This window comes from Luteolibacter algae (assembly GCF_042683045.1).
GTDB classification, from domain to species: domain Bacteria; phylum Verrucomicrobiota; class Verrucomicrobiia; order Verrucomicrobiales; family Akkermansiaceae; genus Luteolibacter; species Luteolibacter algae.
In genome coordinates, this window is the sequence record NZ_JBHUIT010000031.1 from 129,997 (window position 1) to 156,465 (window position 26,469).

23 protein-coding genes are annotated in these 26,469 nt (G+C 52.3%); 15 read left to right on the top strand and 8 right to left on the bottom strand.

Annotated elements, in window-relative coordinates; translation table 11 throughout:
* Nucleotides 1-253: 253 nt before the first annotated feature.
* Entirely contained in the window at nucleotides 254-1,675 is a 1,422-nt protein-coding gene (locus ACFSSA_RS12865) for a sulfatase (RefSeq protein WP_386820895.1), read from the bottom strand.
* 217 nt (nucleotides 1,676-1,892) lie between these two features.
* On the opposite strand from ACFSSA_RS12865, the gene eda reads away from it, so the two are divergent.
* The 10 genes from eda to ACFSSA_RS12915 all read left to right on the top strand — a co-directional run bounded on the left by eda (nucleotide 1,893) and on the right by ACFSSA_RS12915 (nucleotide 12,757).
* On the top strand, nucleotides 1,893-2,558 hold the full coding sequence (eda, locus tag ACFSSA_RS12870; RefSeq protein WP_386820897.1) for a bifunctional 4-hydroxy-2-oxoglutarate aldolase/2-dehydro-3-deoxy-phosphogluconate aldolase: 666 nt from the start codon (nucleotides 1,893-1,895) through the stop codon (nucleotides 2,556-2,558).
* Between the two features lie 234 nt (nucleotides 2,559-2,792).
* The gene (locus tag ACFSSA_RS12875; protein ID WP_386820898.1) at nucleotides 2,793-3,404 is read left to right on the top strand and encodes a GntR family transcriptional regulator; all 612 of its coding nucleotides are present in this window, start codon (nucleotides 2,793-2,795) and stop codon (nucleotides 3,402-3,404) included.
* Nucleotides 3,405-3,466: 62 nt separating this feature from the next.
* Complete coding sequence (gene aldA, locus ACFSSA_RS12880; RefSeq protein ID WP_386820899.1) at nucleotides 3,467-4,936, top strand: aldehyde dehydrogenase; 1,470 nt, start codon at nucleotides 3,467-3,469, stop codon at nucleotides 4,934-4,936.
* A 4-nt stretch (nucleotides 4,937-4,940) separates the two neighbouring features.
* Nucleotides 4,941-6,083 carry a mandelate racemase/muconate lactonizing enzyme family protein gene (locus ACFSSA_RS12885; RefSeq protein ID WP_386821249.1) on the top strand — a complete coding sequence of 381 codons (1,143 nt, stop codon included), beginning with the start codon at nucleotides 4,941-4,943 and terminating at the stop codon, nucleotides 6,081-6,083.
* A 6-nt stretch (nucleotides 6,084-6,089) separates the two neighbouring features.
* Nucleotides 6,090-7,100 (top strand): zinc-dependent alcohol dehydrogenase, encoded by a 1,011-nt coding sequence (locus ACFSSA_RS12890; RefSeq protein WP_386820901.1) that lies wholly within the window; start codon nucleotides 6,090-6,092, stop codon nucleotides 7,098-7,100.
* Nucleotides 7,101-7,141: 41 nt separating this feature from the next.
* Nucleotides 7,142-7,906 (top strand): 2-dehydro-3-deoxy-D-gluconate 5-dehydrogenase KduD, encoded by a 765-nt coding sequence (kduD, locus tag ACFSSA_RS12895; protein ID WP_386821250.1) that lies wholly within the window; start codon nucleotides 7,142-7,144, stop codon nucleotides 7,904-7,906.
* Nucleotides 7,907-7,934: 28 nt separating this feature from the next.
* Nucleotides 7,935-9,038: an L-rhamnose/proton symporter RhaT gene (locus tag ACFSSA_RS12900; protein ID WP_386820902.1), complete on the top strand. Its 1,104-nt coding sequence runs from the start codon at nucleotides 7,935-7,937 to the stop codon at nucleotides 9,036-9,038.
* Nucleotides 9,039-9,068: 30 nt separating this feature from the next.
* Nucleotides 9,069-10,130: an aldose epimerase family protein gene (locus ACFSSA_RS12905; protein ID WP_386820903.1), complete on the top strand. Its 1,062-nt coding sequence runs from the start codon at nucleotides 9,069-9,071 to the stop codon at nucleotides 10,128-10,130.
* A gap of 107 nt (nucleotides 10,131-10,237) precedes the next feature.
* Nucleotides 10,238-11,443 (top strand): glycoside hydrolase family 117 protein, encoded by a 1,206-nt coding sequence (locus tag ACFSSA_RS12910; protein WP_386821252.1) that lies wholly within the window; start codon nucleotides 10,238-10,240, stop codon nucleotides 11,441-11,443.
* A gap of 126 nt (nucleotides 11,444-11,569) precedes the next feature.
* Nucleotides 11,570-12,757: a glycoside hydrolase family 117 protein gene (locus ACFSSA_RS12915; protein ID WP_386821253.1), complete on the top strand. Its 1,188-nt coding sequence runs from the start codon at nucleotides 11,570-11,572 to the stop codon at nucleotides 12,755-12,757.
* Between the two features lie 86 nt (nucleotides 12,758-12,843).
* On the opposite strand, the gene ACFSSA_RS12920 is transcribed toward ACFSSA_RS12915, so the two are convergent.
* The 6 genes from ACFSSA_RS12920 to rpe form a co-directional block, all read right to left on the bottom strand.
* Nucleotides 12,844-14,049: a glycoside hydrolase family 117 protein gene (locus ACFSSA_RS12920; protein ID WP_386821255.1), complete on the bottom strand. Its 1,206-nt coding sequence runs from the start codon at nucleotides 14,047-14,049 to the stop codon at nucleotides 12,844-12,846.
* A gap of 129 nt (nucleotides 14,050-14,178) precedes the next feature.
* Nucleotides 14,179-15,405 (bottom strand): beta-porphyranase D, encoded by a 1,227-nt coding sequence (locus tag ACFSSA_RS12925; protein ID WP_386820904.1) that lies wholly within the window; start codon nucleotides 15,403-15,405, stop codon nucleotides 14,179-14,181.
* Between the two features lie 148 nt (nucleotides 15,406-15,553).
* Entirely contained in the window at nucleotides 15,554-16,141 is a 588-nt protein-coding gene (locus ACFSSA_RS12930) for a hypothetical protein (RefSeq protein WP_386820905.1), read from the bottom strand.
* Nucleotides 16,138-16,692 (bottom strand): plasmid pRiA4b ORF-3 family protein, encoded by a 555-nt coding sequence (locus ACFSSA_RS12935; protein ID WP_386820906.1) that lies wholly within the window; start codon nucleotides 16,690-16,692, stop codon nucleotides 16,138-16,140. The genes ACFSSA_RS12930 and ACFSSA_RS12935 overlap by 4 nt, the downstream gene beginning before the upstream one ends.
* A 54-nt stretch (nucleotides 16,693-16,746) precedes the next feature.
* The gene (locus ACFSSA_RS12940; RefSeq protein WP_386820907.1) at nucleotides 16,747-17,634 is read right to left on the bottom strand and encodes a hypothetical protein; all 888 of its coding nucleotides are present in this window, start codon (nucleotides 17,632-17,634) and stop codon (nucleotides 16,747-16,749) included.
* 21 nt (nucleotides 17,635-17,655) lie between these two features.
* Nucleotides 17,656-18,324, bottom strand: coding sequence for a ribulose-phosphate 3-epimerase (gene rpe / locus ACFSSA_RS12945; protein WP_386820908.1), 669 nt, complete (start codon nucleotides 18,322-18,324; stop codon nucleotides 17,656-17,658).
* Nucleotides 18,325-18,440: 116 nt separating this feature from the next.
* Here rpe and tadA point away from each other — a divergent pair, with 116 nt between their 5' ends.
* The 5 genes from tadA to ACFSSA_RS12970 all read left to right on the top strand — a co-directional run bounded on the left by tadA (nucleotide 18,441) and on the right by ACFSSA_RS12970 (nucleotide 24,571).
* The gene (tadA, locus tag ACFSSA_RS12950) at nucleotides 18,441-18,950 is read left to right on the top strand and encodes a tRNA adenosine(34) deaminase TadA (protein WP_386820909.1); all 510 of its coding nucleotides are present in this window, start codon (nucleotides 18,441-18,443) and stop codon (nucleotides 18,948-18,950) included.
* Nucleotides 18,951-19,012: 62 nt separating this feature from the next.
* On the top strand, nucleotides 19,013-20,845 hold the full coding sequence (locus ACFSSA_RS12955; RefSeq protein WP_386820910.1) for an FAD-dependent oxidoreductase: 1,833 nt from the start codon (nucleotides 19,013-19,015) through the stop codon (nucleotides 20,843-20,845).
* The gene (locus ACFSSA_RS12960) at nucleotides 20,802-22,472 is read left to right on the top strand and encodes an FMN-binding protein (RefSeq protein WP_386820911.1); all 1,671 of its coding nucleotides are present in this window, start codon (nucleotides 20,802-20,804) and stop codon (nucleotides 22,470-22,472) included. Before ACFSSA_RS12955 ends, ACFSSA_RS12960 begins: the two co-directional genes overlap by 44 nt.
* A complete protein-coding gene (locus tag ACFSSA_RS12965) occupies nucleotides 22,469-23,266 on the top strand; it encodes an FAD:protein FMN transferase (protein WP_386820912.1) in 798 nt (265 codons plus the stop codon). Before ACFSSA_RS12960 ends, ACFSSA_RS12965 begins: the two co-directional genes overlap by 4 nt.
* Before the next feature lie 78 nt (nucleotides 23,267-23,344).
* Nucleotides 23,345-24,571, top strand: coding sequence for an aspartate kinase (locus ACFSSA_RS12970; protein WP_386820913.1), 1,227 nt, complete (start codon nucleotides 23,345-23,347; stop codon nucleotides 24,569-24,571).
* Between the two features lie 69 nt (nucleotides 24,572-24,640).
* Here the strand turns inward: ACFSSA_RS12970 and ACFSSA_RS12975 are convergent, their stop codons facing one another.
* Nucleotides 24,641-26,434 (bottom strand): lysophospholipid acyltransferase family protein, encoded by a 1,794-nt coding sequence (locus ACFSSA_RS12975; RefSeq protein WP_386820914.1) that lies wholly within the window; start codon nucleotides 26,432-26,434, stop codon nucleotides 24,641-24,643.
* Nucleotides 26,435-26,469 lie beyond the last annotated feature (35 nt).

A 26,469-nucleotide genomic window follows, 5' to 3' on the forward strand; every position in this document is an offset into this window, starting at 1 on the left:
CTCAATTTTCGACTCCAATCACCGAGGATTTTTCTTTTAGGAGTCTAGGTAGCAAGGCTTTGAAGGCTCCCTGTCCTGCAAATCAACCGGGCAGCTGATGGAAAATTCGTTCGCGGAATTTGCCAATCGCTCGTGCATACGAAACGACAAGCGATGGTTATTCAACATCTGGACGATTAGACCTAAATCCAAAGCCTTACTGATTCGCCTGGATGCGAGGCAATTTCGCGAATGGTCGGTCCGCGGTTGCGGGCTAGTCGTGTTTCTTTTTGCCGGTGCTTTTCTTCGGTGAAATCCGCTCTTCCGGGATGAACTTTTTCAGCTCTTCCTTGATTTTCATATACTCGGGATTGTCCGCTAGATTTGTCCACTCCTGGGGATCTTTTGAGTGATCATAGAGCTCCTCACGTCCGTTGGTGTTCTGAATATAGCGCCAGCGCTCGTTTCTAAGGCTCCAGCCATGCGAGGCACTGGTTAGCGACGGATAATTCCATCCGGTTTCCGGGTTTTTCAGCACGGGGACGAAGCTGCGTCCCGCAAGCCCATCTTTTGGAGGAAGTCCCGCAAGATCGATCAAAGTAGGATATAGGTCGATGAGGTTGACAGGTCGCTCGGTGCGACCCGGTGCCAGGCCCGGAGCTTTAACGATGAAGGGCATCCGTGCAGTTTCCTCCCAGAGCGTGCTTTTCTTGAACCGGAGTTTCTCGCCGACGTGCCAGCCGTGATCGCTCCAGAGAACGACGATGGTGTTATCCTTGTAGGGGCTCTTTTCAAGAGCGTCCAGGATCACGCCCACGCAATCGTCCGCATAGGCGATGTTTGCGAGGTAGGCCCATGTGAGCTCTTTGAGGAGATTGTGCTTTTTAGCGTATTCGTATTCTTCGGAAGGGCCACCGCCCGGGATATCGGAAAAATCATCTTCCTTGATTTTCGGCAGCTCCGTGGTCTCCAGATCAAAACGGGCGTAATATTCTGCAGGCACAGTCCATGGCAGATGGGGGCGGAAGATTCCGCAGGCGAGGAAGAAAGGCTTTGGAGTTTCCTGTCCGGCAGAGTCGGTAAGCCACTGGGCGGCCCAGAGTGCGTTCTGGTAGTCCAAGGTAGTTTCCTTAGGTTGCATGGTGGATTTCCAAGCGATGCGGGGCTTCTGGACGAAGTCGAGTCCGTTGTCGATGTTGAGATCCTTGTAGGGTGACATGTCTGTCAGCTGGTCCGGCGGGATCTCGATCTTGTCCTTTTTCTGATCGCTCATGATGTCCCAGGATTGGGGATCGTCTCCGGCATTATGGAAAATTTTTCCCCGGACCATCGAGGTGTAGCCGTGATTGCTGAAGTAGCGTGGGATCATCACCGCATCTTTGAGGATGGGATTTTTGCGCAAATTCTGGCTATTGCTGTAGAGGCCTGAAAGGTAGGGAGGAATGCCGCTCATGAGAGCCGCGCGGGACGGATTGCAGGCAGTTCCGGAGCATTGGGCATTTTCAAAAACCATGCCCTGGGCTGCGAGCCGATCCAGATTGGGCGTTTTTGCCTGCGGGTGCCCGCCTAGAAAACCGACCCAATCGTTCAGATCGTCGATGGCGATCATGAGCACGTTCGGGGTCTTTTCCTCACTGAAGGCGGCCGTGGGAACTAAAGTGGATACGGCGATGCCGCAGATGAGACTGAGTTTCATAACTAATTTTCGAAGAGCCCATCCTAGATTAGGACAACGAAAAATCCGAGAGATAAAGGTGATCTTTCTGATGTGCGGATACACGTTTTCTGATATACGAGAAAACGTCATGAATTTGCTAGGCTGGCAGCCTCCGGCTACCTAAGGTGCCGCCACATGCCAGAGCGGAAATGCCCTGAAGCTTTTTCAAAATTAGAATCACCAAAGAATATTCATTATGGAATCCAAAATCCCTGCAAACGTTCGTGACCGTATCGAAAAGTGCGGAGTTGTAGCCGTGCTCGTTATCGACGACGCGAAACATGCCGTGCCCCTTGCTAAAGCGCTTCTGGCAGGTGGAGTGGATGTGATGGAACTCACTCTGCGCACTCCGGCCGCGATCGGGGCGCTCAAGGAAGTCGTCCAGCATGTCCCGGAAATGCTGGCGGGAATCGGGACGATTTTGACCACCGAGCAGGTCGATGAGGTCGTGGCCGCAGGAGCGGCTTTCGGAGTTGCTCCGGGTTTGAATCCACGTGTCGTGAAGTATGCGGAAGAGAAGGGACTGCCATTCGCCCCGGGGATACTCACTCCCTCCGATGTGGAACTTGCTCTGGAACTCGGCTGCCGTGAGATGAAGTTTTTCCCGGCAGAGCCAAGCGGAGGTTTGAAATATCTTTCCAGCATCAAAGCTCCATATGCTCATCTCGGAGTAAAATTCATTCCACTCGGCGGGTTGAATATTGAGAATATGGGAAGCTATATTGCGGATTCTTCGGTAGCTGCGATTGGCGGCTCCTGGCTGGCTCCTGCGAAATTGATCAATGCGGAGGATTGGGAAGCGATCACCGCCAATGCGGCTGCGGCCCGCAAAGTGATCGATGAGGTCCGGGCCGCCAAATAATTCAACCACGATCTATTATAGGAGACTTTTAAAGTTTCCTACCCCCAGGTCATTGTCTCCGGGGAAATTTCCAACGCATCGGTTAACCGGTGCGTTTTTTTTGTGACTGCACACATGGCATACAGCCGATCAGCGATTTTAAAAATTGACGAACCCGGCGAATTGTTGACAATTTCCAAAACATTGAAAATAATTAGTTTCTAGTTCGCTAGATGCCCGTGGTAAATACGCTCCATGTCCAACAACATCGCCCCAATCAAAACGATTAGAGAACAAATCGCCGGGCACCTGCGTGCAGATATTTTATCCGGTAATTTTCCAAAAGGCTATCCGCTGCGTGAGCAACCCTTGGCGGAACGGTTCGGAGTTTCCCGGGGGCCTATCCGGGATGTTTTATTGCAATTGACCCAGGAAGGGATGCTCGTATCCGTTCCGAACTGTGGTGTCCGTGTTAGCGGTGAGCCGAGCGAATGGGTGCAGCCTTTGATCGTGAAGGTCCGCGTGGAGATCGAGACCTTCGCGCTGCGCAATTCGATCCACAAGATCGGCCCTGCTCAGATTGCGGAAATGGAACGCCTGATTGCGAAACTGGGGGAGGCATGTGAGCGCCGCGATATCGCGAAAATTGCGGAGCTGGATATCGCTTTCCATCAGGCGCTTTTGAAATGTGCGGGAGACGAGGAGATCGTATCCATGTGGGTGCCGATCGTGACCCGTATGATTATGCATTACTCGCGGCATAAGGATATTTCCCAGAGCCATGAGGAACACATCGCGATCCTTCAAGCCGTCCGTGATAAGGATCTGGAACGGGCGATCACCGCGTTGGAGGCCAATATCCAATAAGCGCATCCAGAGTGCTGTTCCCCGGGGCTCCGAAAAACTCATTAATAAAAATCATTAATATCATGTCAGAAAAAACGAAAGAAGCCATCGAAGCTTACAGCATGTACATCAATGGGGAACACAAAGGTTCTGTAACCGGAGAGGTTATCGAAGTGGAAAACCCCTCCACGGAGCAAGTCGTCTACACCGTGCCGAAGGGTGGGGCGGACGATGCCAAGCTAGCTCTGGAAGCTGCTAAGAAAGCGACTGCCGCCTGGGCTGCCCTGCCGGCGGTGGAGCGCGGGAATTACCTCATTCGTTTTGCTGAACTGATCAAGGAAAACCGCGAGGAACTCGCACGTATCCTTAGCACTGAACAGGGAAAAATCTATCAACTCGCACTGGGTGAAGTGGATGTCGCGGCTGATTTTATCAATTTCCCCGCACAGAGCGCACGCCGCCTGGAAGGTGATATTTATTCCTCGGACAATCCCGAGGAGCATATCTGGATTCACAAGGTTCCTTACGGCGTATGTGTGGGAATTTCCGCATGGAACTTCCCGCTGGCACTAGCCTGCCGCAAGATCGGACCCGCATTGACGGCGGGTAACGTTATGGTGGTGAAGCCACCTTCAGAAACTCCTGCGGCGGTGATGGCCTTGGGTAAGCTCGCCGAGCAAGCCGGCTTCCCGAAAGGGGTTTTGAACTTTGTCACCGGTGATGGATCCACCATGGGCACCGAGTTGGTTACCAATAAGCTCACCAAGCTGGTGACAATGACAGGCAGCACCAAAACCGGCCAGCGGATCTATGGAATGTGTGCGGATAATCTTACCGCCGTCCGCCTGGAACTGGGCGGTAAAGCTCCTTTCATCCTCCTCGAAGATGGTGACGTGGATAAAGCGGTGGCGGCCGCAACCGTATCCCGGCATCTCAACAATGGCCAGGTATGCACCTGTCCCGAGCGTTTTTACATCCACGACGCGGTCTACGATGAGTTCCTGGAAAAATACACTGCCGAGGTCTCGAAATTGAAACTCGGGGATCCATTCAATCCGGACACACAGATCGGCCCGAAGGTCAACGCCTACGAAACTGAGCAACTGGCGAAAATCGTGGACAAAGCCGTGGCCCAGGGAGCGAAGGTCGTCTGTGGCGGCAAGCGCCCGGAGGGAGCCGGGTTCGAGAAGGGCCACTGGTATGAGGCAACGATTTTGACCGATTGCAATAACAGCATGGACGTCATGCGGGATGAAGTCTTTGGCGTGGTGAGCCCGATCATGCGGATCAGCAGCTTTGAAGAGGCGTTGGAACTCTCCAACGATAGCGATTACGGCCTTGCGGCATTCCTTTTCACCAAGGATATGCGGAAGATCCAACGCGCGGTCTTGGAGCTGGAATTCGGTGAAATTTATGTCAACCGCGCCATGGGTGAGCAGCGGCAAGGCTTCCACAATGGTTTCAAACTCAGCGGAACCGGCGGAGAAGATGGTAAATACGGTCTCGAGAACTATCTCGAGAAGAAAACCATGTATGTCAATTTCAGTGAGTAACTCCATGCTTCAGACTGAGCCAGCACAGACGATCAAACCCGTGTCCACAGGATCCAAAATCAGCTCGGTGGTTACCCGCTTGTTCGAGGTGCCATTGCCTGAAGTCCTCACGGATGCCAAGCATGGAGAGCATACCCATTTCGAGTTGGTGACAGTGACTGTCACTCTTGAAGACGGATCCGAAGGCACCGGCTACACCTACACGGGCGGGAAGGGCGGCCATTCCATCAAGGCAATGGTGGAACACGACTACTCTTCCGTCCTGATAGGGATGAACGGGGACGACGTGGAGAAAATTCACGATTTCATGGAATGGCATACCCATTATGTCGGGCGTGGAGGCATTGCTTCCTTTGCGATGTCCGCTATCGATATCGCACTCTGGGATATCCGCTGCAAAAAAGCTGGGCAGCCGCTATGGAAAATGGCGGGCGGCGCGGGAAATACCTGCAAGGCTTATTGTGGCGGGATTGACCTTCTTTTTCCGCTAGAAAAGCTACTCAACAATATCCGGGGTTACCTTGCTGACGGCTATACGGCTGTGAAGATCAAGATCGGCCGCGATAATCTCGATGAGGATATTGAGCGGATCCGTGCAGTGCGGGAGCTTATCGGCCCTGATGTCACCTTCATGGTGGATGCCAATTATTCGATGAGCGTCGAGAAGGCAATAGAAGCGGCGAATCGTTTCAAGGAATACGATATCTTCTGGTTTGAGGAGCCGACACTTCCGGATGATTACGCCGGCTTTAAAAAAATCGCGGAGGCCACTGGAATGCCTCTGGCGATGGGGGAAAATCTTCATACGATCCACGAGTTCGGATACGCTTTCGAGCAAGCGGGCCTCTCCTTTATCCAACCGGATGCATCAAATTGCTGCGGCATCACCGGCTGGCTGAAGGCGGCGGAACTTTCGCGCAAATACGGAATACCGGTTTGCTCACATGGAATGCAGGAGCTTCACGTGAGCCTTGTTTCTTCCCAGTCAAACGCAGGCTGGCTGGAGGTTCACAGCTTCCCGATCGATGCCTATACCACCCGCCCGCTTGTGGTGGAGAATGCTCGTGCCGTCGCTTCCGACGAGCCGGGAACAGGGGTCGTCTTTGATTGGCAAAAACTCGCACCCTACGAATACCAGGGAAAATAATTTTATATGAAAGCAGCTTACTACAGAGGGAATAAGGGACTTGCAGCAGAGCCTAGCGAAGCTATCGCGCCTGCGGCAGGTGAGGTTAGATTAAACGTCGCCTACTGCGGTGTTTGTGGAACCGATATGCACATCTACCATGGCAACATGGATGCCCGTGTCGCGAAGCCACAGATCATCGGGCACGAAGTTTCAGCTACGGTAGCTGAGATCGGTGCCGGGGTGGAAAACGTTTCCGTGGGAGACACAGTCGCGGTGCGTCCGCTCAAATTTGGTGCTCCGGAAGATTTCGACAAAGGCTTTTCACATGTGGGAAAAAACCTGAAATTCATCGGGATCGATCTTCCAGGCGGTATGCAGTCATCTTGGACTGTGCCCAGCTACACGCTGCACAAGCTTGGCGGCCTCTCCCTTGAGCACGGAGCAATGATCGAGCCAGCTGCCGTGGCCTGCCACGATGTGCGCCTAGGCGAAGTAAAAGACGGCGAAATTTGCGTCGTGATCGGGGGTGGTCCTATCGGTATTCTGATCGCTCTTGTCGCCCGCGAAAAGGGTGCCCGCGTGATCGTTTCCGAGCCGAATGATACCCGCATCGAGCTCATCCGCGGTCTTGGCTTCGAGGCGGTCAATCCGATCTCAGCGAACTTGGTGGATACCGTCCGCGAGTTGACGAATGGCAAAATGGCTGACTGCGTGTTCGAAGTTTCCGGTTCCGCACCGGGGGTTGAAGTCATGACGGAACTCCCTAACGTGCGTGGCAGGATCGTGATGGTCGCCATTCACCCACAACCTCGGCCAGTGAATCTTTTCAAATTTTTCTGGTCCGAGCTCAAGCTCATTGGGGCACGTCTCTATGAGGAATGCGATTTCGACGAAGCAATTGCTCTGGCGGCTACCGGGAAGCTACAGCTCGACAAGTTGATCACCGAGATCCGTCCTCTGGAAGAAGTGGGCGAGGCTTTTGCCGCGATCGATGCCAATCCCGCAGGAATCAAGACTCTGATCAAATGTGGCTGAGCCGGATTAATCCTCCCCTATTATTTTAATTTATCATGAGTATTTTAAATCAGTTCTCGCTCGCGGGAAAAACAGCACTCGTTACCGGTTGCAAACGCGGAATCGGAAAAGCAATGGCAGTGGCATTGGCAGAGGCCGGCGCGGATGTGATCGGAGTTTCCGCATCGCTGGAGGCAAGCGGCAGTGACGTGGAAAAGGAAATCACAGCCCTTGGCAGGAGCTTCAAAGCATACAGCTGTGACTTCAGTGACCGCGGAGCCCTCCGGACTTTCATCGGGCAAGTGACCTCGGATTATCCCAGGATTGATATCCTGGTAAATAACGCGGGCACCATCATGAGAAATCCGGCAGCGGACCATTCCGATGAATATTGGGATAAAGTCATGGAGGTGAATCTCAACTCGCAGTTCGTGCTCAGCCGCGAGATCGGAAAACAGATGATCGCAAACGGCTCGGGAAAAATCATTTTCACCGCCTCACTGCTGACATTCCAGGGCGGAATCAATGTTCCCGGCTATGCGGCTAGCAAAGGCGGTATTGGCCAGCTTACCATGGCGCTTGCCAATGAGTGGGCTTCCAAAGGTGTGAATGTGAACGCAATCGCACCAGGCTATATCGCGACAGATAATACAGAAGCACTTCGCAACGATCCCGAGCGCAGCCAATCCATTCTGTCCCGTATCCCGGCAGGTCGCTGGGGAGAACCGGAGGACTTCAAGGGACCTATCGTATTCCTTGCATCCCCGGCTTCAAATTACATGAACGGAACCATTCTCACCGTAGACGGTGGCTGGATGGGTCGTTAATTTCCAAACCCCCAAAACCCATAATTAAATGATTATCGAAGGAATTATCTGGGCCGTGATATCCGGCCTCATGCTCGGGCTATATGCCCTTCCCGCCAAGTTCACCAAAGGTTTCCAAGAGGAAAATACCTGGGGACTGTTCTTCATGCAAACCATGTTCCTGGTGCCTATATTGGCTACTCTTACATTGATGAAAGGAGTGGGGGATATCTATTCCACACCGGCGGTTCAGGAAGTTTTACCCGTCATGATCGTTTCCGCAGTGCTCTGGGGAATTGGTGTGATGATGTGGGGTAAGGCGATTCACCACATCGGTTTATCCCTCGGTTTCTCGATTTTCATCGGCACGGTAATTCTGGTTGGCTCTGTTCTTCCGATCGGTATCGGTATTGCAAAGTCCGGGGTGGAAGGATTGCCGGAGGCTCCGGTATTGGCTCTCATCCTGCTCGGCATTGCGATCGTTCTGCTTGGAATTCTTTTCAACGGAAGAGCAGGTCTGGTGCGCGAAGCCGAAGAAAAAATCAGCAACAAGGATGCCGCCGGGAAGAGTGGTAAAAAATCAATGGGCGCGGGGATCGCGATCGCTGTGATCGGTGGTCTGCTTGCCACGGGCTTCAACGTTGCTTTCACGGTGGGCGGGGAGCCGCTGGGTGAAGCTGTGGCAGCGGCGGGGAATCCTCCTTGGATGGTATCCCTCGCGGTGATGCTTGTCGTCTTCCTAAGCGGAGGTGTGATCATGGCGGGCTATTTCGGCTGGCAAATCACTTCGAAGAAGGCATGGGGCAGCTTCAAGACGCCAGCTTTCGGGCTGAATTTCGTTCTAATTTTCGTCATGGCCGTTTTCCATTACGCCGCATCTGTCGGCTACGGTTATGGCGCGGGTCTGTTTGAGCTGGGTCCCGTGGTTGTCTATGCGATCTTCAATACGACTTGCGTTGTGGTGGCGGTAATCAGCGGGATTTATACCAAGGAGTGGATCAATGCTTCCAGCAAGGCGCGGAACTCACTCTACACCGGTCTCAGTGCGATGGTTCTCGGTGTGGTTATTCTCGCTGGCTCTCAATACCTTTCCACAAAGAAAGGCGAGGTTGAACCGGCGGCTCCCGCGGAAGCGGCTCTGCCCGACGCATAACAGCTTTTTAGAACGCAAACCCAACGAACGATGAAACTTTCAAAATCCCATTTCGGTTCCTTCAACGGAACCGCCGCCGATCTATACACACTGGAAAATGACGGCGGAATGACCGTTAAAATCACCAACTACGGCGGAATCGTCACGGCGATCTCTGTCCCCGACAAGAATGGAAATTCTGAGAATATTGCCTGTGGCTTTGACTCGCTCGAAGGTTACTTCAGTGACGAGTATAAGGCGAATTCTCCCTATTTCGGTTGCTTGGTAGGTCGTTACGCAGGCCGGATCAAAAATGGAAAATTCTCCGCAAACGGCAAAGATTACCAGGTTGATACCAATGATGGTCCCAATCATCTCCACGGAGGTATCAATGCGTTGGACAAACGTTTGTGGGAGGCTGAGGAGTTTCAATCCGCCGGAAGTGTGGGCCTGAAGTTGAGCATCACCAGCCCGGATGGAGACAATGGTTATCCGGGAAACCTCGATGTTACCGTGGTTTATACGCTTACCAATGACAATGAGCTAAGTATCGATTACTCGGCAACTTGTGATAAGGAGACTCCGTTCGCACCTACGAACCACACGTATTTCAACCTTTCGGGATTCCGGGAAAAAGTGCTGGGGCACGAAGCCCGCATCATATCGGATCGATTTCTCCTGCCTGATGACACAAATGTCCCGGTGGGCGCTGAGAAGAATGTTGCTAGCACAGTCTGGGATTTCAATAAGGCGAAACCCATCGGGGATGTTTTTGAGGAAGAGCCGAAAGGGTTTGAGAACTACTATGTATTTAGCAAATCGGTGGGCACTTTTGAAAAAGTGGCGGAATTTTCGGAAGAAAACAGTGGCCGTGTCATGGAGGTCTCCAGCTCGGAACCAGGTATGCTTTTCTACACGGGCTACTACACTTCAGATTCATTGAAACGCAATGAGCAGGAAGTCTATGGGCAGTTCAAAGGTTTTTGCTGTGAGACCGCCAGGTATGCGAACGGTCCCAACATCGAAGGATCCCCGGGAAGTATGCTCAGACCGGGTGAAACCTTTGAATCCCGCACCGTATTTAAATTCGGGATTTCCACTTCTGTAGTGTAATTTTTGTAAATTGTTTACCGTATGCTCCTGCGATGATGTATCATAAACAACAAAAAAGCTCGGCTGCTTGGCTAAAAGCAGTGGCCCTCGGCATGGGAGTGTTCGGCATGCTGTCGGGAATTACCACTGCAGAGAGTCCCGATAATAGCGCGACCCCTTCCTATCCGTGGGATATCCCGCAATCAAAACCAGAACGCCCCTTGAGCGCGGCAATGGAGCGTCTATATGACAATTATCTCACGCCGCGCCCGGAGGATAATGAGCTTTTCTCCACATTCGCTTATACGAAGCTCAAAGGGTTCGATTACAATGGTGGCGACGGGACAATCTCCCGCAGGGATCCATCGAAAGTGATCAAGGTGGATGGCAAATACTACGTCTGGTATACGAAACGCGATACACCCACGCCGCCGCAAGGCGCTGCGAAAAGCACGGACACAATTCCATCCACCGATTGGGATTTGTGCGATATTTGGTATGCGACCAGTGAGGATGGCTTTACTTGGACGGAGCAGGGAGTGGCGATCCCTCGTCCGGAGAAACCTCTTGTCGGTTGGCGCTCTGTGGCCACAACGGACATTCTGGAATGGGAGGGAAAATACTATCTCTATTATCAGAGTTTTGTAGAGGCCAGCGGAACCAAAGGTGACCACTGTCCGGTTGCCGCCTCCTATGCGGACTCTCCGGATGGACCCTGGACTCCTTGTAATAAGGTCATTATTCCAAATGGCGAGCCGGGTTCCTGGGATCAATACTCAATCCACGATCCGTATCCGTTGGTCTACAAAGGAAAGATCTATATCTACTATAAGGCAGCCTACGGAGATCGCCCGGATTATCTGGTCGGGAACGGAGTGGCCATTGCAGATCATCCTTTGGGTTCTTTCAAAAAGCATCCTCTCAATCCGTTGACCAACTCCGGCCACGAGACGGCCTTGTTCCCTTTTAAAGAGGGAATTGCGGCGCTGATCATTTCAAACGGCAACGAGGCCAACACCATTCAATATGCGCCAGACGGTGTGAATTTCAATATTGCCTCGGTCACAACGATGTTGCCGACAGCTGCTGGTTCGTATGTTCCGGATGCTTTTACCAGTAATGGAAACGGAAGAGGGATAACATGGGGCCTTTCCCATTTCACCAATGCGGGGAAACAAGGGAAACAGCATTCAATTCTAGCCAGGTTCGATTGTGATCTGAGCCTCGATGTTGATGACAGGGCGATGAAGAATACGCATCTCTATCTTGATCCGGAGGTCTATTTTTCAAAAGGGCTGAATGCGAAGCAGAAGGCCGAACGTTCCGCAAAATAGGTGGGACAGTCTCTCCGGCGAACTTTCGGATAAACGAAAATACCCTATCATCTAACGACAAAACCAATGAATCACCAGAATTTCCCCACTCAGTTTCTGAGCATTTCCGCTCTCACTCTACTTGCGATGGGCGCTGCCCGTGCAGAGCAGAAGGCCTTCCCTTTCGTCCTGCCAAAGGAAAAGCCGGATATGCCGCTTAGCGCCGCTGTCGAGCGCAACTACCGCTATATGGGTGTCCAGCCACAGGATAACGAGCTCTACTCACAGTTCAAATACACCGAGCTTAAGGGCTTCGATTATAATAATCACGACGGGACAATTTCCCGGCGCGATCCATCCAAAGTGATTTTTGCCAATGGCAAATATTATGTCTGGTATACCCATCGAGAGACTGAGACCTCTCCGAAAGGTGCGGAAAAATCCACTGATACCATTCCTTCCAGCGATTGGGATCTGTCGGAAATCTGGTATGCGACTAGTGAAGATGGGTTCACCTGGCAGGAACAGGGGGTGGCAGTGCCGCGCCCGGCCAAACCGAATGTTGGCTGGCGTTCGGTTTCCACTGCAGATATTTTGGAGTGGAAAGGGAAATACTACATTTATTATCAGGGCTTCATGGAAGCCAGCGGCAAACGCGGGGATGATTGCCCCGTTGCAGTTTCCTACGCGGATTCCCCGGATGGTCCGTGGACTCCCTACAATGAGATTGTCATTCCGAACGGTGCGGAAGGGGAGTGGGATCAATATTCGATCCACGATCCATACCCGCTGGTCTACAAGGGGAAGATTTACCTCTACTACAAATCCGACTTCGGCGGCGGCAAGCCTTTGGTGCGTATGCAGGGACTTGCCACGGCAGATAATCCACTAGGTCCATTTACCAAGCATCCGCTGAATCCTGTGATTGCGTCCGGGCATGAGACGACCCTGTTTCCTTTCAAACAAGGGATTGCTGCACTTGTGATTCGGGATGGGAACGAGCATTTCACCGTTCAGTATGCGGAGGATGGCGTGAATTTCAACATTGCAGCAATTACCCAGATGATGCCGGATGCGGGAGGTCCATTCATCCCGGACGCATTTACCGATACCAAGGACGGGCGGGGCATCACTTGGGGACTTTCCCATTTCACAAATGCAACGGACTGGAGCGAGAATCACTCGGTCCTGACCCGCTTCGACTGTGATCTGAGCCAAGATATCGATGATCCTGCAATGAAGCAGTCCACACTCTATCAAAAGCCCGAGGATTTTTACCGATACGGTCTCAATAAAAAACAACGTGAGAGCCGCCAGGGACCTCCCAAAAAATAGAACACTTTCTATTCTACGATCCAAAAAAGCCGTGACCCGATGAAGGTCACGGCTTTTTTAATGTTAGCCTGGGGTGGACGAGGTTTTTACTTTGCTTCTTTTCCCCGAGCGGAGTCGTTGCCCTTTACATCTTTTCCGCCCTCGCCTTTGGCGACGTGATGTAGAACGCGATTGGTGCGGAAACCCCGGATATATTGGTAATCGGAAGTTTTATATTCATGGGTCAGGCCCCAGCGAAGTGCTTCCGTTGGCTCCTTTTCATTGTCCAGATCCCGGTTGATGCCGATGGCATGTGGTGCGCCTTTGATCACCGCTTTGATCTCGAAGTTGATCCCATCCGGAGACCACTGGACTGTGTTTTTCTCCGGTCCATCCGTAGTGATGAGAGAGGCAATGCCGCCATCGTATTTCCATACGCAAACCTCATGACCGCTATTGCTGATCGGGTTGTAGGGGGATTTCACATACGGGCCTTCCGGCTTGTCCGCGATGGCTACACCGTGGCGAATCTGACGCCCGCCAAAGGTGATTTGCTCACCCATCTGTTCACCTTTGTAATAGAGATAGAATTTTCCCTTGTAAGGAAGGATACATGGATCGTGAACCTTGTGACTGTCGAAATCGCCCTTCTTGACGACGCTGAAGCGGTTGTTTTGATCGTCACCTTTCCAGATGCCATTGTCAGCAGGGCTTAGGATCGGCTCTTTGCTTTTTGTCCAGGGACCATCAGGCGAATCCGCCCACGCGAGGCCGATCTGGTTTTTCACCCGGACAGTGTAGGGGGATTTTACCGTCTGATAGCAGAGGTAATATTTCCCTTCCCACTGCATGATTTCCACAGTGAAAACGGAACGATCATCGTAGGCACCGGGTTCTCCGCGCGGGACAGCCAGGCCTTCTTCCTTCCATGTCACTCCATCGGTCGAGGTGGCATACCAGATATCGCAACGGTCCCATGGAAAGACCTTGTCTTTCTCAATATCGCCAGCGAAGCCTTGGGTTGGTCCGGTGCTCCGTGAATACCACACATAGTATTTCCCGTCATGCTTGATCAGGGCGCTTGGGTCCCGTCTTACGACACCTTCCTCATAGGCAAGGTCACCTTTTAGATCGTAGACCTGATTTTCAAAAAACCATTCATTGCCTATATCGGGCCACAATAAAGCCCGCTTTGAAGCCGCACTGAGCATTTCCGGGTTGGTGATTCCCAGGTGATCGATTTGCTTGTCGGTTGGGACTGGATCAGCTCCCAGCGCGATTTGGGTGATGGGAAAAGCGAGCAAGCTCGCCATGAATACGGATTTTATTTTCATAATTGGTAATGGATTTTGCGAAATCTAGAGGATGTTGTGGATTGTTGACAAAGTGTCAAGTTGATTCAATGCTCCTCTCTGGATCTTGGTTCATCCAACTCAAAAGAACTATTTGCCGAGCTTCAGCGTTTTGATCTCATCGGAAGCCAATGGCTTGGCATCATCGGAATCGAGGGCGGAGAGTGTGGCCGTTACCGTATAGCTACCGGATTTCGGAGCGTCCTTGAGCTCGATCGTTTTGGAAGTGTTTGCGTAGCCTGTCAGCGCTTTGAAATTACTTTCACCGATGACTTTTCCTTCGGAGTCACGGATCTGAAGCTCGATGTTCCTGTCCTGGTTCGCTTTGTACGAAAATGGAATAATGATGTTTTTGACGGGTTCATGACTGTCGAAAGCATCGCTCAAATCGATTTCCTCCTCATAGAGTGGAACGAGTTCGACACCTTCCGGGGTCGGAGCATCGGCATCCACGAGAATGTAGGAACGGACCCAATCGTAGTAGCAGGTATTCCGCTCCGGATCGTTGAGCTCTTCTTTGCCAGGGAGTTCGATCCATGGAAAAGGGTAGGTCTCGGACACCATGTTCAGGCCCATGGGATGAGGGAAAGGTTCATCCAGAATTTTATCATAGAAGACCATGTCTTTTGGTTCCCCATCGTTCAGATAGAAGGATGCGGTGCGGGCATCTTTCCACCAACCGCCGTAGGTGTTGAAGGCTTCCGAAGCAAGTTTTTCGGTTTTCACCTTGGCCTCGGTGGCTCTAAGATCCTGGGTTTCGCCACCTTTGGGATTATACCAGAAATGACCGTTTGAGTTCATGCCGCTGGCAAAGTATTTGCCTTTGAAATCACCTTCCCTGCCGATGCATTCCTGAATATCAAGCTCTTGTCCGAACTTGTCTCCCTCACTTCCCGGCACTGGATATTGCTTGCGGGTAGATAGCCAGAAAGTGGTGGACATGGTGGTGGCGGCTGCTTTGAAACGGCACTCATAGTAACCAAAATGAGCATCTGTCGTTTTGGAAACCACCGCACCGCCGGCGATATCATAATCCACACCACGGACTGTCATTTTTTCTTCAAGCTTCTTGCTTTGGATCTTCATGAATCCATCTCCCAGAGAAACCTGGGATGCCAGGAAGATCCCAGGGGGGCGGCCGGTCCAGTTCGGGTGATGATCAAACCATTTGCTGGAATCCAGCTCGGTGCCATTGAATTCATCGGAGAATTTTTCATTGCGGACCCAGCGCTTCCCCTCTGGTGGAAGTGGAGGGATCGCACTGGCCAGCTGGGAAACAAGGGTGGTGGAAGCTAGAATAAGTAGAGTTGTTTTCATGCTAAAAGTTAGTTTGGTAAGCTCGCTTTCAGCTGGACTTCATCCATGTAAGAACCGGTAACGGGAGAAGACAGCCAGCGAGTTACAGGGATACGTCCAATTTGCAGATAGTTTGCAATTAAATGCCAAATGAAAATTTCCGTCACCTTTAATTGGTTTTGGGAAGCAATGCTTCCGGAATGCAATCGGGAGAGAAATTTTTCGGCTTATTTCTAATAAACCATCGAACGAGAACGGGAATAAAGAATGCGATGATCAATAGTTTCACGATGACCAGAGCGCCAATTGCTGTGTAAAGGAACAAAAGCGTCAGTGCCAGAAAGAGAAAGATGACACAGGTGAACAGTAAGTTGAGCCACCAGCGGATCGCTGAAATACCCGCTCTAAAGGTGCAGGCGGGATTGAGTTGGTCAGTCCGCGATATGAGTGCACGGATGAAATCATTATAGGTTTCCGACCGATCTTCAAAAGACATCACCCCTTTGAAGTGTTCGTTTTGTATCAAATACGTGCCTCCAGGCGGGCAGGTGATTTTGCAACGAAAGCGGTTGGTCTGCACGCGGCTGGGAGCAAATTCCAGACGGATTTCACCGATTGCGGAGAGCGGGATTTCTGTATCGCTGAAACCATCAATCCCGATGATCAGTGACTTGCCGGCAATCTTCCAGGTCTTCTCCGGCTCCAAAACCGAGACTCTTACCCGGTGCTCCATACACAATGGAGGCGGGAGATTCATTTCCGCTTCTTGGTAACCTTTTTCTCAAAATCGACACTAGAGATATCGAATTTTTCAGGTTCGTAACCGGGGTTTGCCCATTCAATCTCGCCCGCCAATGCCTGCATAAACTGGAAGGCTCCGCCGAAATCCTCGGGAGGGCAGGCACGTTCTCCGGCGATCATTTGCGGGCCGCCCTCTCCTTCCACCCGCTTTTCGAAGACGATCTCATGAATCCATTCGTCGGCGAAATCATAACGGTAAAGCATACGAAGCGGCAGCCGCTTGCGTCCGAGGTAGTCCGCTACCGTCAGTTTCAATTCATCCTGGAATTCACCGAGCGTTTGATCCTCCAGTCCGACGGGACCGATGACATCAACCAGGCGTTTGCCTTTCCCATGGCGGAACTCATGAGGATGCTTGTTTTCCCATCCCATCGCAGCCTGAATGGCATCACTGAGCTGGAGGAAATTCACTGATGTCGAGATGGAAAATTGTCTCCATATCTTTGGCTGGATGCCGTAGGTGAAAACCTTCACAACCACCCGTTCCAGATCACTCTTTTTTGCCATGGGCGCAAATTAGGAAAATATTCCAAACTGATCAAACTGAAATAACGGATCCCGTCAGCGGGGTGACATTTCATCCCAGATCGCCAATGACTTTTCGAGCTTCAAGCGATATTGCGCAAGCTGGGCGGGAGTGAGAACATCTTGGAAAATTTCCATTTTCTTCTGTATTTCCGCCCGCTGGATGGTGGCCATGGATTCGACGCTGGTGGGATCGCTCGAGCCTGCCCGGGTGATTTTTTTCATCATCTTCAGGCCATCTTCAGTTAGTTTCTCCTTGCCGATGGGTAGGACGGACCCTTCCAGAAGAAGGCGGGTGCTATCGCTGATAAGCGCGGCATCCTCCTCTGCGGTTTGGCGGAAAATGCTTAGAGCCTGCTCACGCTGCTCGCCGTTCAGGTCAAGCTCGCGGAAACTCTCCGCTACCGACTGCTGGGCATTGGAAAGTATCGAGTTTTCCTTTGCTCGAGCCTGCATATTTTTGAACTCCTTCTGCTGCTCCGACGTGAGAATCGAAAGGATTTTTTCCTCCAGCTCCGCACCCTTTTCTGAAAGGGCCTGGTCGTGGGGTTTTTCAGAGGAAAGCTCCGGCTGGGTTTCATCGATGGATGCCTGGACGGCTTTAGCTTGATCCGCGCTCAGATTGAGGGTTTCGCTGAGCCTCATCCATTTCGCCCGATCACGCTCGTCTGTGGTATCCGGGATGTCCGGCTGGCTTAGGAGCGGCTTGTCATTTGCTTCGGTCAGCTCTCTCGATCTACTTGTTTCCGGAATATTCGGATTGTCGATAGGTGGCGCGCTTGGGGAATTTCTCGGTAGTGGACGTGCTGGAGTTGCGGCAAGAGCGTCGAGAAGTTCCGATTTGTCACCGGATGGCTTGAAGGCCCATCCGCCTGCGAATCCGATGGCAAGTGCGATGGTGGAACTGATGAGAATGGGTTTCATAATATTGATTGGGCAGCATGGCTATGCTTCACGGATGGCCGTGATGGCAGCAGTCATGTCTTTCATCCCGAAAGTTGTTGAACCGGCAACCATTACATTTGCTCCCGCTTTCGCGGAAGTTGCCGCAGTCTCAACATTAATGCCGCCATCGACTTCAATATGGTAGGAAAGTCCTTTTTCTTTCCGGTAATCGGACGCTGCCTGCACTTTTTCCATTACCTCAGGCATAAATGCCTGCCCGCCGAAGCCGGGCACCACGGTCATGCAAAGCAAGAGATCAATCTGGTCGAGATAAGGCACCACGTCGGCGAACGGAGTCGCAGGATTTAGCGCCAAGCCTGCGAGACAGCCTGCTTCACGGATTCTCTTCAGGGTATCCGCCACATCATGATCCGCCTCCACGTGGACTGTGATACAATCTGCGCCCGCCGCGATAAAGCGTGGGAGGTAGTGATCCGGGCGGGAAATCATCAGATGAACATCCAAAAAGATATCGTTGGACTCATGCACGGCCTGGACCAGGGCAGGACCGAAGGAAATATTGTCCACAAAGTTTCCATCCATCACATCCAAGTGAAGCCAGTCGGCTCCTGCGTGGATGGCACGGGAAGTTTCTTCACCGACTTTTGAAAAATCGGCGGCTAGCAAAGAAGGGGCAATGACGCGGTCAAGATAGGTCTTCGTAATCACGAACACAAACGAAGCATGGAAGCGGCGGATGGGAAGGAAAAACCGGCGGTTGTGGGGCGCGCTCGTGGGAAGTGTTGTCGCAGTAGTAAAAACAAGTTACAGATGCCCGCTCCATCATGAACGAAGAATTGATAATCGATCTCCAAAGCGACGCTTATTTTATGCAACAGGCACTTCGCGAAGCCCGCAAGGCCTATGCTGCATCCGAGGTTCCGGTTGGAGCAGTCGTGGTTCATGAAGGGAAGATTATCGGCCGGGCCTGGAACCAGGTTGAAAGCCTGAAAGATGCAACAGCTCATGCGGAAATGCTCGCTCTTACAGCGGCTCAGCAAGCGCTCGGAGGCTGGCGCTTGGAGAAATGCACCTTGTATGTCACGAAAGAGCCCTGCCCGATGTGTGCGGGTGCCATCGTTCATTGCCGTCCGGATCGTGTTGTTTTCGGCTGCGGAGATCCCAAAGCGGGTGCGGCAGGTGGCTGGATCAACCTTCTGGACTCCAATCCGCCCTTGAATCATCGCTGCGACATTACTTCCGGAGTTCTGGGTGGAGAATCGTTGGAATTGCTACAAACGTTCTTTCGGGAGGCGCGGAAGATTAAAAAATTGCAAAATTGGGGAGAAAGTTGAAATATGCGTCACATTTACCGCGTTTAACTCCGACCTTTAAGATACCCGCTATGAAATCCCTCATGAAATTATCAGCAGTCCCATTATTGGGGCTACTCTCAGCCTCTCACATTCACGCCGCATCCTTTCTTGTAGAGGCGGAGCAATTCTCTGATTACGGAGGATGGAATGCTGATACCGAGTTCATCGAATCGATGGGCTCTCCCTATCTCATCGCCCACGGTCTCGGCGAGCCTGTTGCGCCCGCCAGCACGACAGTGCAAGTGCCAGAAGACGGAGAATACAAAGTATGGGTCCGCACCGTGGACTGGACAAGAAGGCTTGGCAGACCGGGATCAGCAGGGACATTTACCCTTTCCATCAATGGTGAAAAGCTGGGAGAAGCCCTCGGAAATGAAAAGCCGGAATGGCATTGGCAGCTTGTCGGCAGCAGTCAGCTCAAAAAGGGCGAAGCAAAGCTCTCGCTCAATGACCTCACCGGCTACGATGGCCGGGTCGATACCATTCTTTTCTCCAGCGACAAGGATTTCACACCGCCGGAAAACGCAGGTATTCATGAGCGTTTGAAATGGGATATTGCAGGATCCTCACAACCTATCGAAGAGACGGAAAAATTTGACCTCGTCGTCGTCGGTGGAGGTTACGGTGGCCTTGGCGCATCGATCTCCGCGGCACGTATGGGCTTGAAAGTCGCTCTGATTCAGAATCGTGACGTTCTCGGCGGCAACGGTTCATCCGAAGTCCGGGTCTGGGCCATGGGTAACCTCCCTCCCAGCGAATATAAGCTGGCGGATATTATCGAAGAGATTCAAGACGAAGCTTCCAAATCTCCCGCACCTGCAGAGGAATTTGTAGACGATAAAAAGGAGCAGGTCGTTCGTGCTGAGAAAAACATCACCCTGTTTCTTGGAAATCATGCCTATGGCGTGAATATGAACGAGGACAAAATTGCCTCCGTCGATGTCCTGGAAGTAAAAACCGGCAAGCTCCGCAAAGTGCCTGGAACATTGTTTGTCGATTGCACGGGACATGGCTTTATCGGCCAGTGGGCGGGTGCGGATATCGTCATGGAAGAAGGCGGCCGCATGGGCATGAGCAACATGTGGATGTGGGAAAATACCGATTCCCCACAGGCATTCAAGGAGCAGGACTGGATGCTGAAGTTCGGCGAAGACGATTTCCCGTATCCACGTGAATTCCACGCTCAGTGGTTCTGGGAGAGCGGTTTTGACAGCCACCCGATTGACGAGCTGGAAACCACCCGTGACTACAATCTACTGGCAAACTTCAGTGCCTGGAACGCGATCAAGAATTACAGCGCCTTTGCCGGCCGTGACCCGAATTCCCATGCGAATGCGAAACTCAGCTGGATGGCCTACATTGGGGGCACACGTGAAACACAGCAGATCCTCGGTGATGTGGTGCTGAATTTCGAGGATATCGAAAAAGCAAAAATCTATGATGATGCGCTGGTTCTCACCACATGGAGCATCGATCTCCACGAGCCGGAAGAAAAATACATCCACGCGCTTCCGGAACATCCGTTTATCTCGAAGGCGATCCACCGCCGCCTGATCGACAGAAATGTCGGCTACCCGGTTCCTTACCGTTGCCTCTACTCGAGAAACGTGCCGAACTTGTTCACCGCAGGGCGTAACATCAGCGTTACCCGGGATGCACTCGGCACTATCCGCGTCATGAAGACCATCGGAATGATGGGTGTCGGCGTCGGACGCGTCGCCGCACTCTGTGTTCTGGAAGACTGCCTGCCACGTGATGTTTATGAAAAACATCTCGACGACGCTAAGCTCCTCTGGCGCCAACCGGGCGACAAACGCTTCGAAAAACTCGATGAGCTGCGCGGATTTATCAAAAAGTCATCAGACAAAAACTGATGCCGGGCGCCGTCTCCGGCGCTATGTAATAGGGGCCTACAGAGTCGCGCTGATTGGTGCGGCGATGTGGTGCCTCTGGTTTGGGAGCAGAAATGGTGGGAACACATCACCGGATCAGCTCCTGGATTTAGCTAGCGAAACGCTGTCTTCGGCCACCTCGATAGGTGAGGCGGAAGACGGCTTTTTTGCTATCTTGAATGAATCCGGAGAGACGGTTGGCTGGGCGGGGACGACATTCCCCGAGGCACGGAATATCCAAGGATACTCGGGTCCTTCGGAGCTTTTCATCATTCTCGATGCGGAAAGGAAAGTGCTCGCCGTGAGATTTCTGAAATCTGCGGATACCTCCGGGCATGTGGAAAAAATCAAACAGAGTGCCTCGTTCTGGGAGCAATGGACAGGGAAGTCAGAAAGCTGGCTTGCTGGGAATCCCGAGCCACATATCGTAAGTGGAGCGACCTTGACCAGCGAAGCGATGGCACGAGGTGTCGCCGCAAAATTTGGCGCAAAAGGGCTGGACGAATGGTTTCCGGATCCGGTGAAACTGTCCGATCTCTCCAAGCTATACCCAGAGGCCGATGAACTGATGGCCACGGATCGCGAGGGGATCATCGAGGTTCGCTCCAAAGGTAAGTCCGTAGGCACGGTTTTGCGTAGCAGCCGTATGGGGGTAAAAGTCCGTGGCTTCAATAGCACCTCGGATGTGATTGCTGCTCTTTCCTCAGATTCCAGGACGGTTCTCGCCGTAATTCTACTGGCTAGCAGGGATAATGATCCTTATGTCCGTTATGTTCAGGAGGAATTGGTTTATGCCAATGATTTCAAAGATAGAAGCGTGGCATCCATTCTCCAAAAGGAGTCGGAAACTTTCATCGTCAGCGGGGCGAGCATCACTGCGGAGGCGGTCATTCTCACAGTGCAGGAAATGCTACAAATCTTCCGAATGCCACCCCCGAAAACGCCTTTCCCGTGGATGACGGCGCTCGCTTTGGGTTGGATGTCATTCGGAGTCATATTGGGACTGGGCAAGTGGGGAAATAGCGCAAGGTGGCGGATCGGTTTTGCGGTTGTCTCAGTGATCGCCGGGCTGGGGCTGGGCTGGATGGTTAGCCAGGCACAGCTTATCGGATGGGGTAGCCATGGGCTTTCCACCCATCTCGCATTACCTTTGATTGTTCTGACTGCGATCGCCATGCTAGTTCCTGCATTTTTTGGTAAGAACGTCTACTGTAGCAGGATCTGTCCACATGGTGCGGCTCAGACAATACTGGGCAAGATCACCAAGAAGCGTTTTGCACTGCCCGCGAGAGCTCACAAGCTTCTACAAAAGCTGCCATGGATCACACTCGTGGCAATCTGGAGTATTGCCTTTATTGGCTGGAAATTCGCGTTCGCTATGGTTGAGCCATTTGAGATCTGGAGCAGCGGTTTTTACTCCTTCCTCCCGGCATTTATCCTGGTCACCGGGCTTGTCGCCTCGGTCTTTCTTCCCCAAGCCTATTGTCATTACGGCTGTCCGACCGGGGCAATGCTGAAATTCCTAACGCATTCACCATCCTCGTGGACACGCCGTGATAGCGTCGCTACGGTGCTGATCTGTGCCGCCTGGGTGCTACGTTTTTTATGAACTCTCGTTTCGTCGCCTTCGTTGCCGTTGCTGTCTTTCTCTGTGTGATTGGAAATTCCTGCAGCAAAAAAAACGAGGTGAGAACCTTGCAGGGGGGGGCGATGGGGACAACCTGGCGGCTCGAATGGCGTGGCGATTCCGCACCCGGAATAGAGTCTGCCGTTTCCAGAACTCTTGAAAAATGGGAACAAGTGCTGAGCCACTGGCGACCGGAATCCGATCTCTCCCGTTACAATAACGGTGAGCCGGCGACGGAGGAGCTGCAGACGGTAATAGAACTGGCGGAATCAATCGGTGATGCCACGGCCGGGGCCTTTGACTTCAGATTGTTGAAGGAAAGCTCGATGGCGGGTTTCGGCCCGGGAGGGAGAGGAATCGACCTATCCGGGATCGGGAAAGGTTATGCCGTGGACCGCGTCGGAGATGTATTGCTGGAACTTGGCATCAATGATTTCGCCTTTGAGCTGGGGGGGGAAGTTCTGAGCCGTGGTGGAGAATGGACGGTCAGCATCGAAAAACCGGATACCGCTGCGCGAAGCATTGCCCGGACATTGGTCTTGAAAAATCAGGCACTAGCAACCAGCGGGAATTATCGTCAGTTCAAGCCGGTTCCCGGAGGGCTTTCCAGTCATATTCTCGATCCAAGGACGCGGGAGCCGATCATTCGCCCGGCATGCTCGGTAAGTGTGATTGCCCGGGATTGTGCCACGGCCGATGCCTGGGCCACAGCCTTGTTCGTGCTTGGTCCGGATGTATCCGGGCCTGCCTCCATCGAGGTGAGTTGGCAAAAATAGGGATTCCCTGCGGATATGTCACTATTTCCGGTTGATGTTTCCTCCTGAACCCTTTTGACTCTGCCCGCTCCGAACCTCATGGCACTTATTGTTCAAAAATACGGCGGAACTTCCGTTGGCTCGATAGACCGCATCCGAAACGTTGCGGGCAGGATGGCGCGCACCCGCGATGCTGGAAACCAAGTGGTGGCTGTTGTCTCCGCTATGTCTGGCGTGACCGACGGCCTTATTAAGATGGCGAAGGAGCTGAACGAAGAACCGGCAGACCGCGAGCTCGATGTCCTCCTTGCAACAGGCGAGCAGCAATCCATCGCGCTCGTGGCAATGGCATTGCACTCATTGGGGGTGGATGCGGCATCTGTGACCGGCAGGCAGGCGGGCATTTACACCACCGGTTCACACACACGGGGGCGGATTTCCAATATGGATCCCACCCTTATGCGCAAATTTTTGGACGAGGGCAAAACACTCGTTGTCGCCGGCTTCCAGGGAGTGACCTTGGACGGAATGGTGCACACGCTGGGCCGTGGAGGCTCCGATCTCACCGCTATCGCTGTCGCTGCCGCACTCAAGGCGGATGTTTGCCAGATTCTTACGGATGTGGACGGCGTCTATACCTGTGATCCCCGTATCGTAAAAAACGCGCGCAAGCTCCCGGAAATCTCCTACGATGAAATGTTGGAAATGGCTTCTTCCGGCTCGAAGGTTATGCAATCGCGTTCTGTCGAATTCGCGAAAAAATTCGGCGTGATTTTTGAGGTTCGCTCCTCACTCAATGACAACCCAGGAACTCTCGTGTTAGAAGAACATCCCAATATGGAAAACGTCGTCATCCGTGGCATTTCGATCGAGCGCTCCCAGGCGCGCGTTACTATCTCAGGAATTCCGGATCATCCGGGAATGTCGGGAAAAATTCTTGGCTGTCTTGCGGAAGCTGAAATCAACCTCGATATGATCGTTTCGAACATTTCCAGCGAAGATCGCTCGAAGCACTCCTTTACCATGCATTCCAATGATTTGGGTAAAGCACAGGCTGCATTGAAACCGGTCCTCGCGGAGCTTTCAAAGGATGCGAAGATCGAGACGGAAGCGGGCATTGCCAAGCTTTCAGCTGTTGGAATCGGCATGCGCTCGCATTCCGGGGTGGCTGCCACAATGTTCAAGGCACTTGGCGACAAGGGAATCAATATCGGCATGATCTCTACTTCAGAAATCAAGATCGCAGTCACAGTGGATGAAATCCACATTGAGGATGCTGCCCGCGCCGTTCACGACGCCTTCGGTCTGGACAAAGAGCCTGTTTGAAGAAATCTCCGCGCTGCTTTCCAGATGCGTTTTTCGCAGAGAAGCATGCGGTATTTTTTCTGGGTAAGGCTAGGATTTCACCATTGCACACGGATCGGTGTATTTGGCCAGGATCCTGGTGCTGACCTGTTCCAGATCGACCAAGATGAAGCCGTCCAGTGCGTCGTTGAAACTCTCATCGACTCCGAACCCGAGAATCACTCCGTTCAGCTGCAGGTAATGTTTGATAAGAGTCGGGACCCCTTTGGCATCTGGCTCCAATTCCTCCACCAGGCTGGAGACGTGGTCGATTTTCGGTAATGCCTCCGGGTAGTCGAAGCTTTTCAGACTGCGGAGTTTGGAAAATTTCGGGTGTTTTCTGGCACGGATCTTGGTTTCGAATCCTTTGAGCATTTTCTGGCTTCTGAGGAACTGGAGGATCAGCCCTTTTGAAAGTGGATGGTAGGCATCGCTGATGCTCACCGCGCCGAAAAGTTTTGAGTAGCCGGGATTCCGCAGCACATAGCTCATGATGCCCTTCCAAAGAAGAAACAATGATGTCCCTTTCCGTTGATAGCCGGGAACGATATAGGAGCGGCCCAGCTCAAGGGTTTTTCCCAGAGAGTCAAACGCATCATGGGAGTATTCGAATATCGTGCTCGAATAAAGACCGGCGAATCCACGGGAAGCGATGATCTCATCAACTTTACCGATGCGGTAAGCTCCCACGATTTCACAAGTCTCATTGTTCCATAGAAAGAGATGATCGTAAAATTGATCGTATTGATCCAGATCGAGCGCTTTTCCGGTGCCTTCGCCAACGAGCCGGAAGGTGAGCTCTCGGGTCCGTCCGATTTCGTGCAAGAGGTTGGGGATCTGTTGGGCCGTGGCCACGTAGACGTGAAAAATCCCACGCTGAATAAGCCGGCAATCCTCGGGAAGGTTTGATAACTCGTCCAAAAATGCCGGAACATCTTTTCGCTCGGAAATTGGCGCCTGCTTTTTTTCGGGAGGTTTTTCCGCCGACCCGGGGGACTGAAATTTGTTTCTTTGATGCGAAAGGATCTCGCTACGCATTTGGTAGAAGCGGATGAGCTTCTCCGGAGTATCGTGCTCCGCACTGGTTGTAGGACGAATGGCTTTACCGATGCGAAGCCTAACCGTGGTGCCAGCTCTGTTGTTGAACTCACGGACAAGCATCGCAGTTCTCAACCGTGGGTGGATCAAACCTGAAAGGTGAAATATCGCGCTATTCACACCTTCGAAATGCACTGGCACCACAGTCGCGCCGGTTTTCACCGAAAGCCTCGCGAGGCTGCTGTGCCATTCGACTTCGTCCACCTTGCTGCTCCGGATATTCCAATGAGCGACTGTCCCGGCTGGAAACGCTCCCAGGCAGTGACCTTGTGCAAGCCAGCGGAAGGATTCTCTCAATCCTGTGCCATTCTCCTTGATGGCGCCTTTTGTGCCGAAAGGATTTACGGCGATGATATCCCCGTTAAGGAGCGGAATATGCTTGAGAAGGAAATTTCCCATTAGCTTCGAGTCTTCCCTTCGCTGGGAGATAATATCTCCCAGAATGATTCCATCGATGCCGCCGAAAGGATGATTGGCGACCACAATAACCGGACCAGTCCGTGGAATGAATTCGACGCTGCCATGGGTGATTTCATAAGTGACCCGGGCGGATTGTAGTATGCTGGAAAAGTGATTTTTCGTTTCGCCTGCCGCGTCTATTACTTCTGAGTCATGATAGATTTTGTTCACTTTGGTCACCCCGAGTAGGTTTTCCGCAGTCTTCTGGAAGCACGATTTGAATAAAACTCTCCGTATCGTCCCATCTGGCAGGAATTTTGAAAGGTCGATGAGGTTACGGAGCGGCATGGTCTTATTAGCTGGAAAACAATGAACTTTTTCGC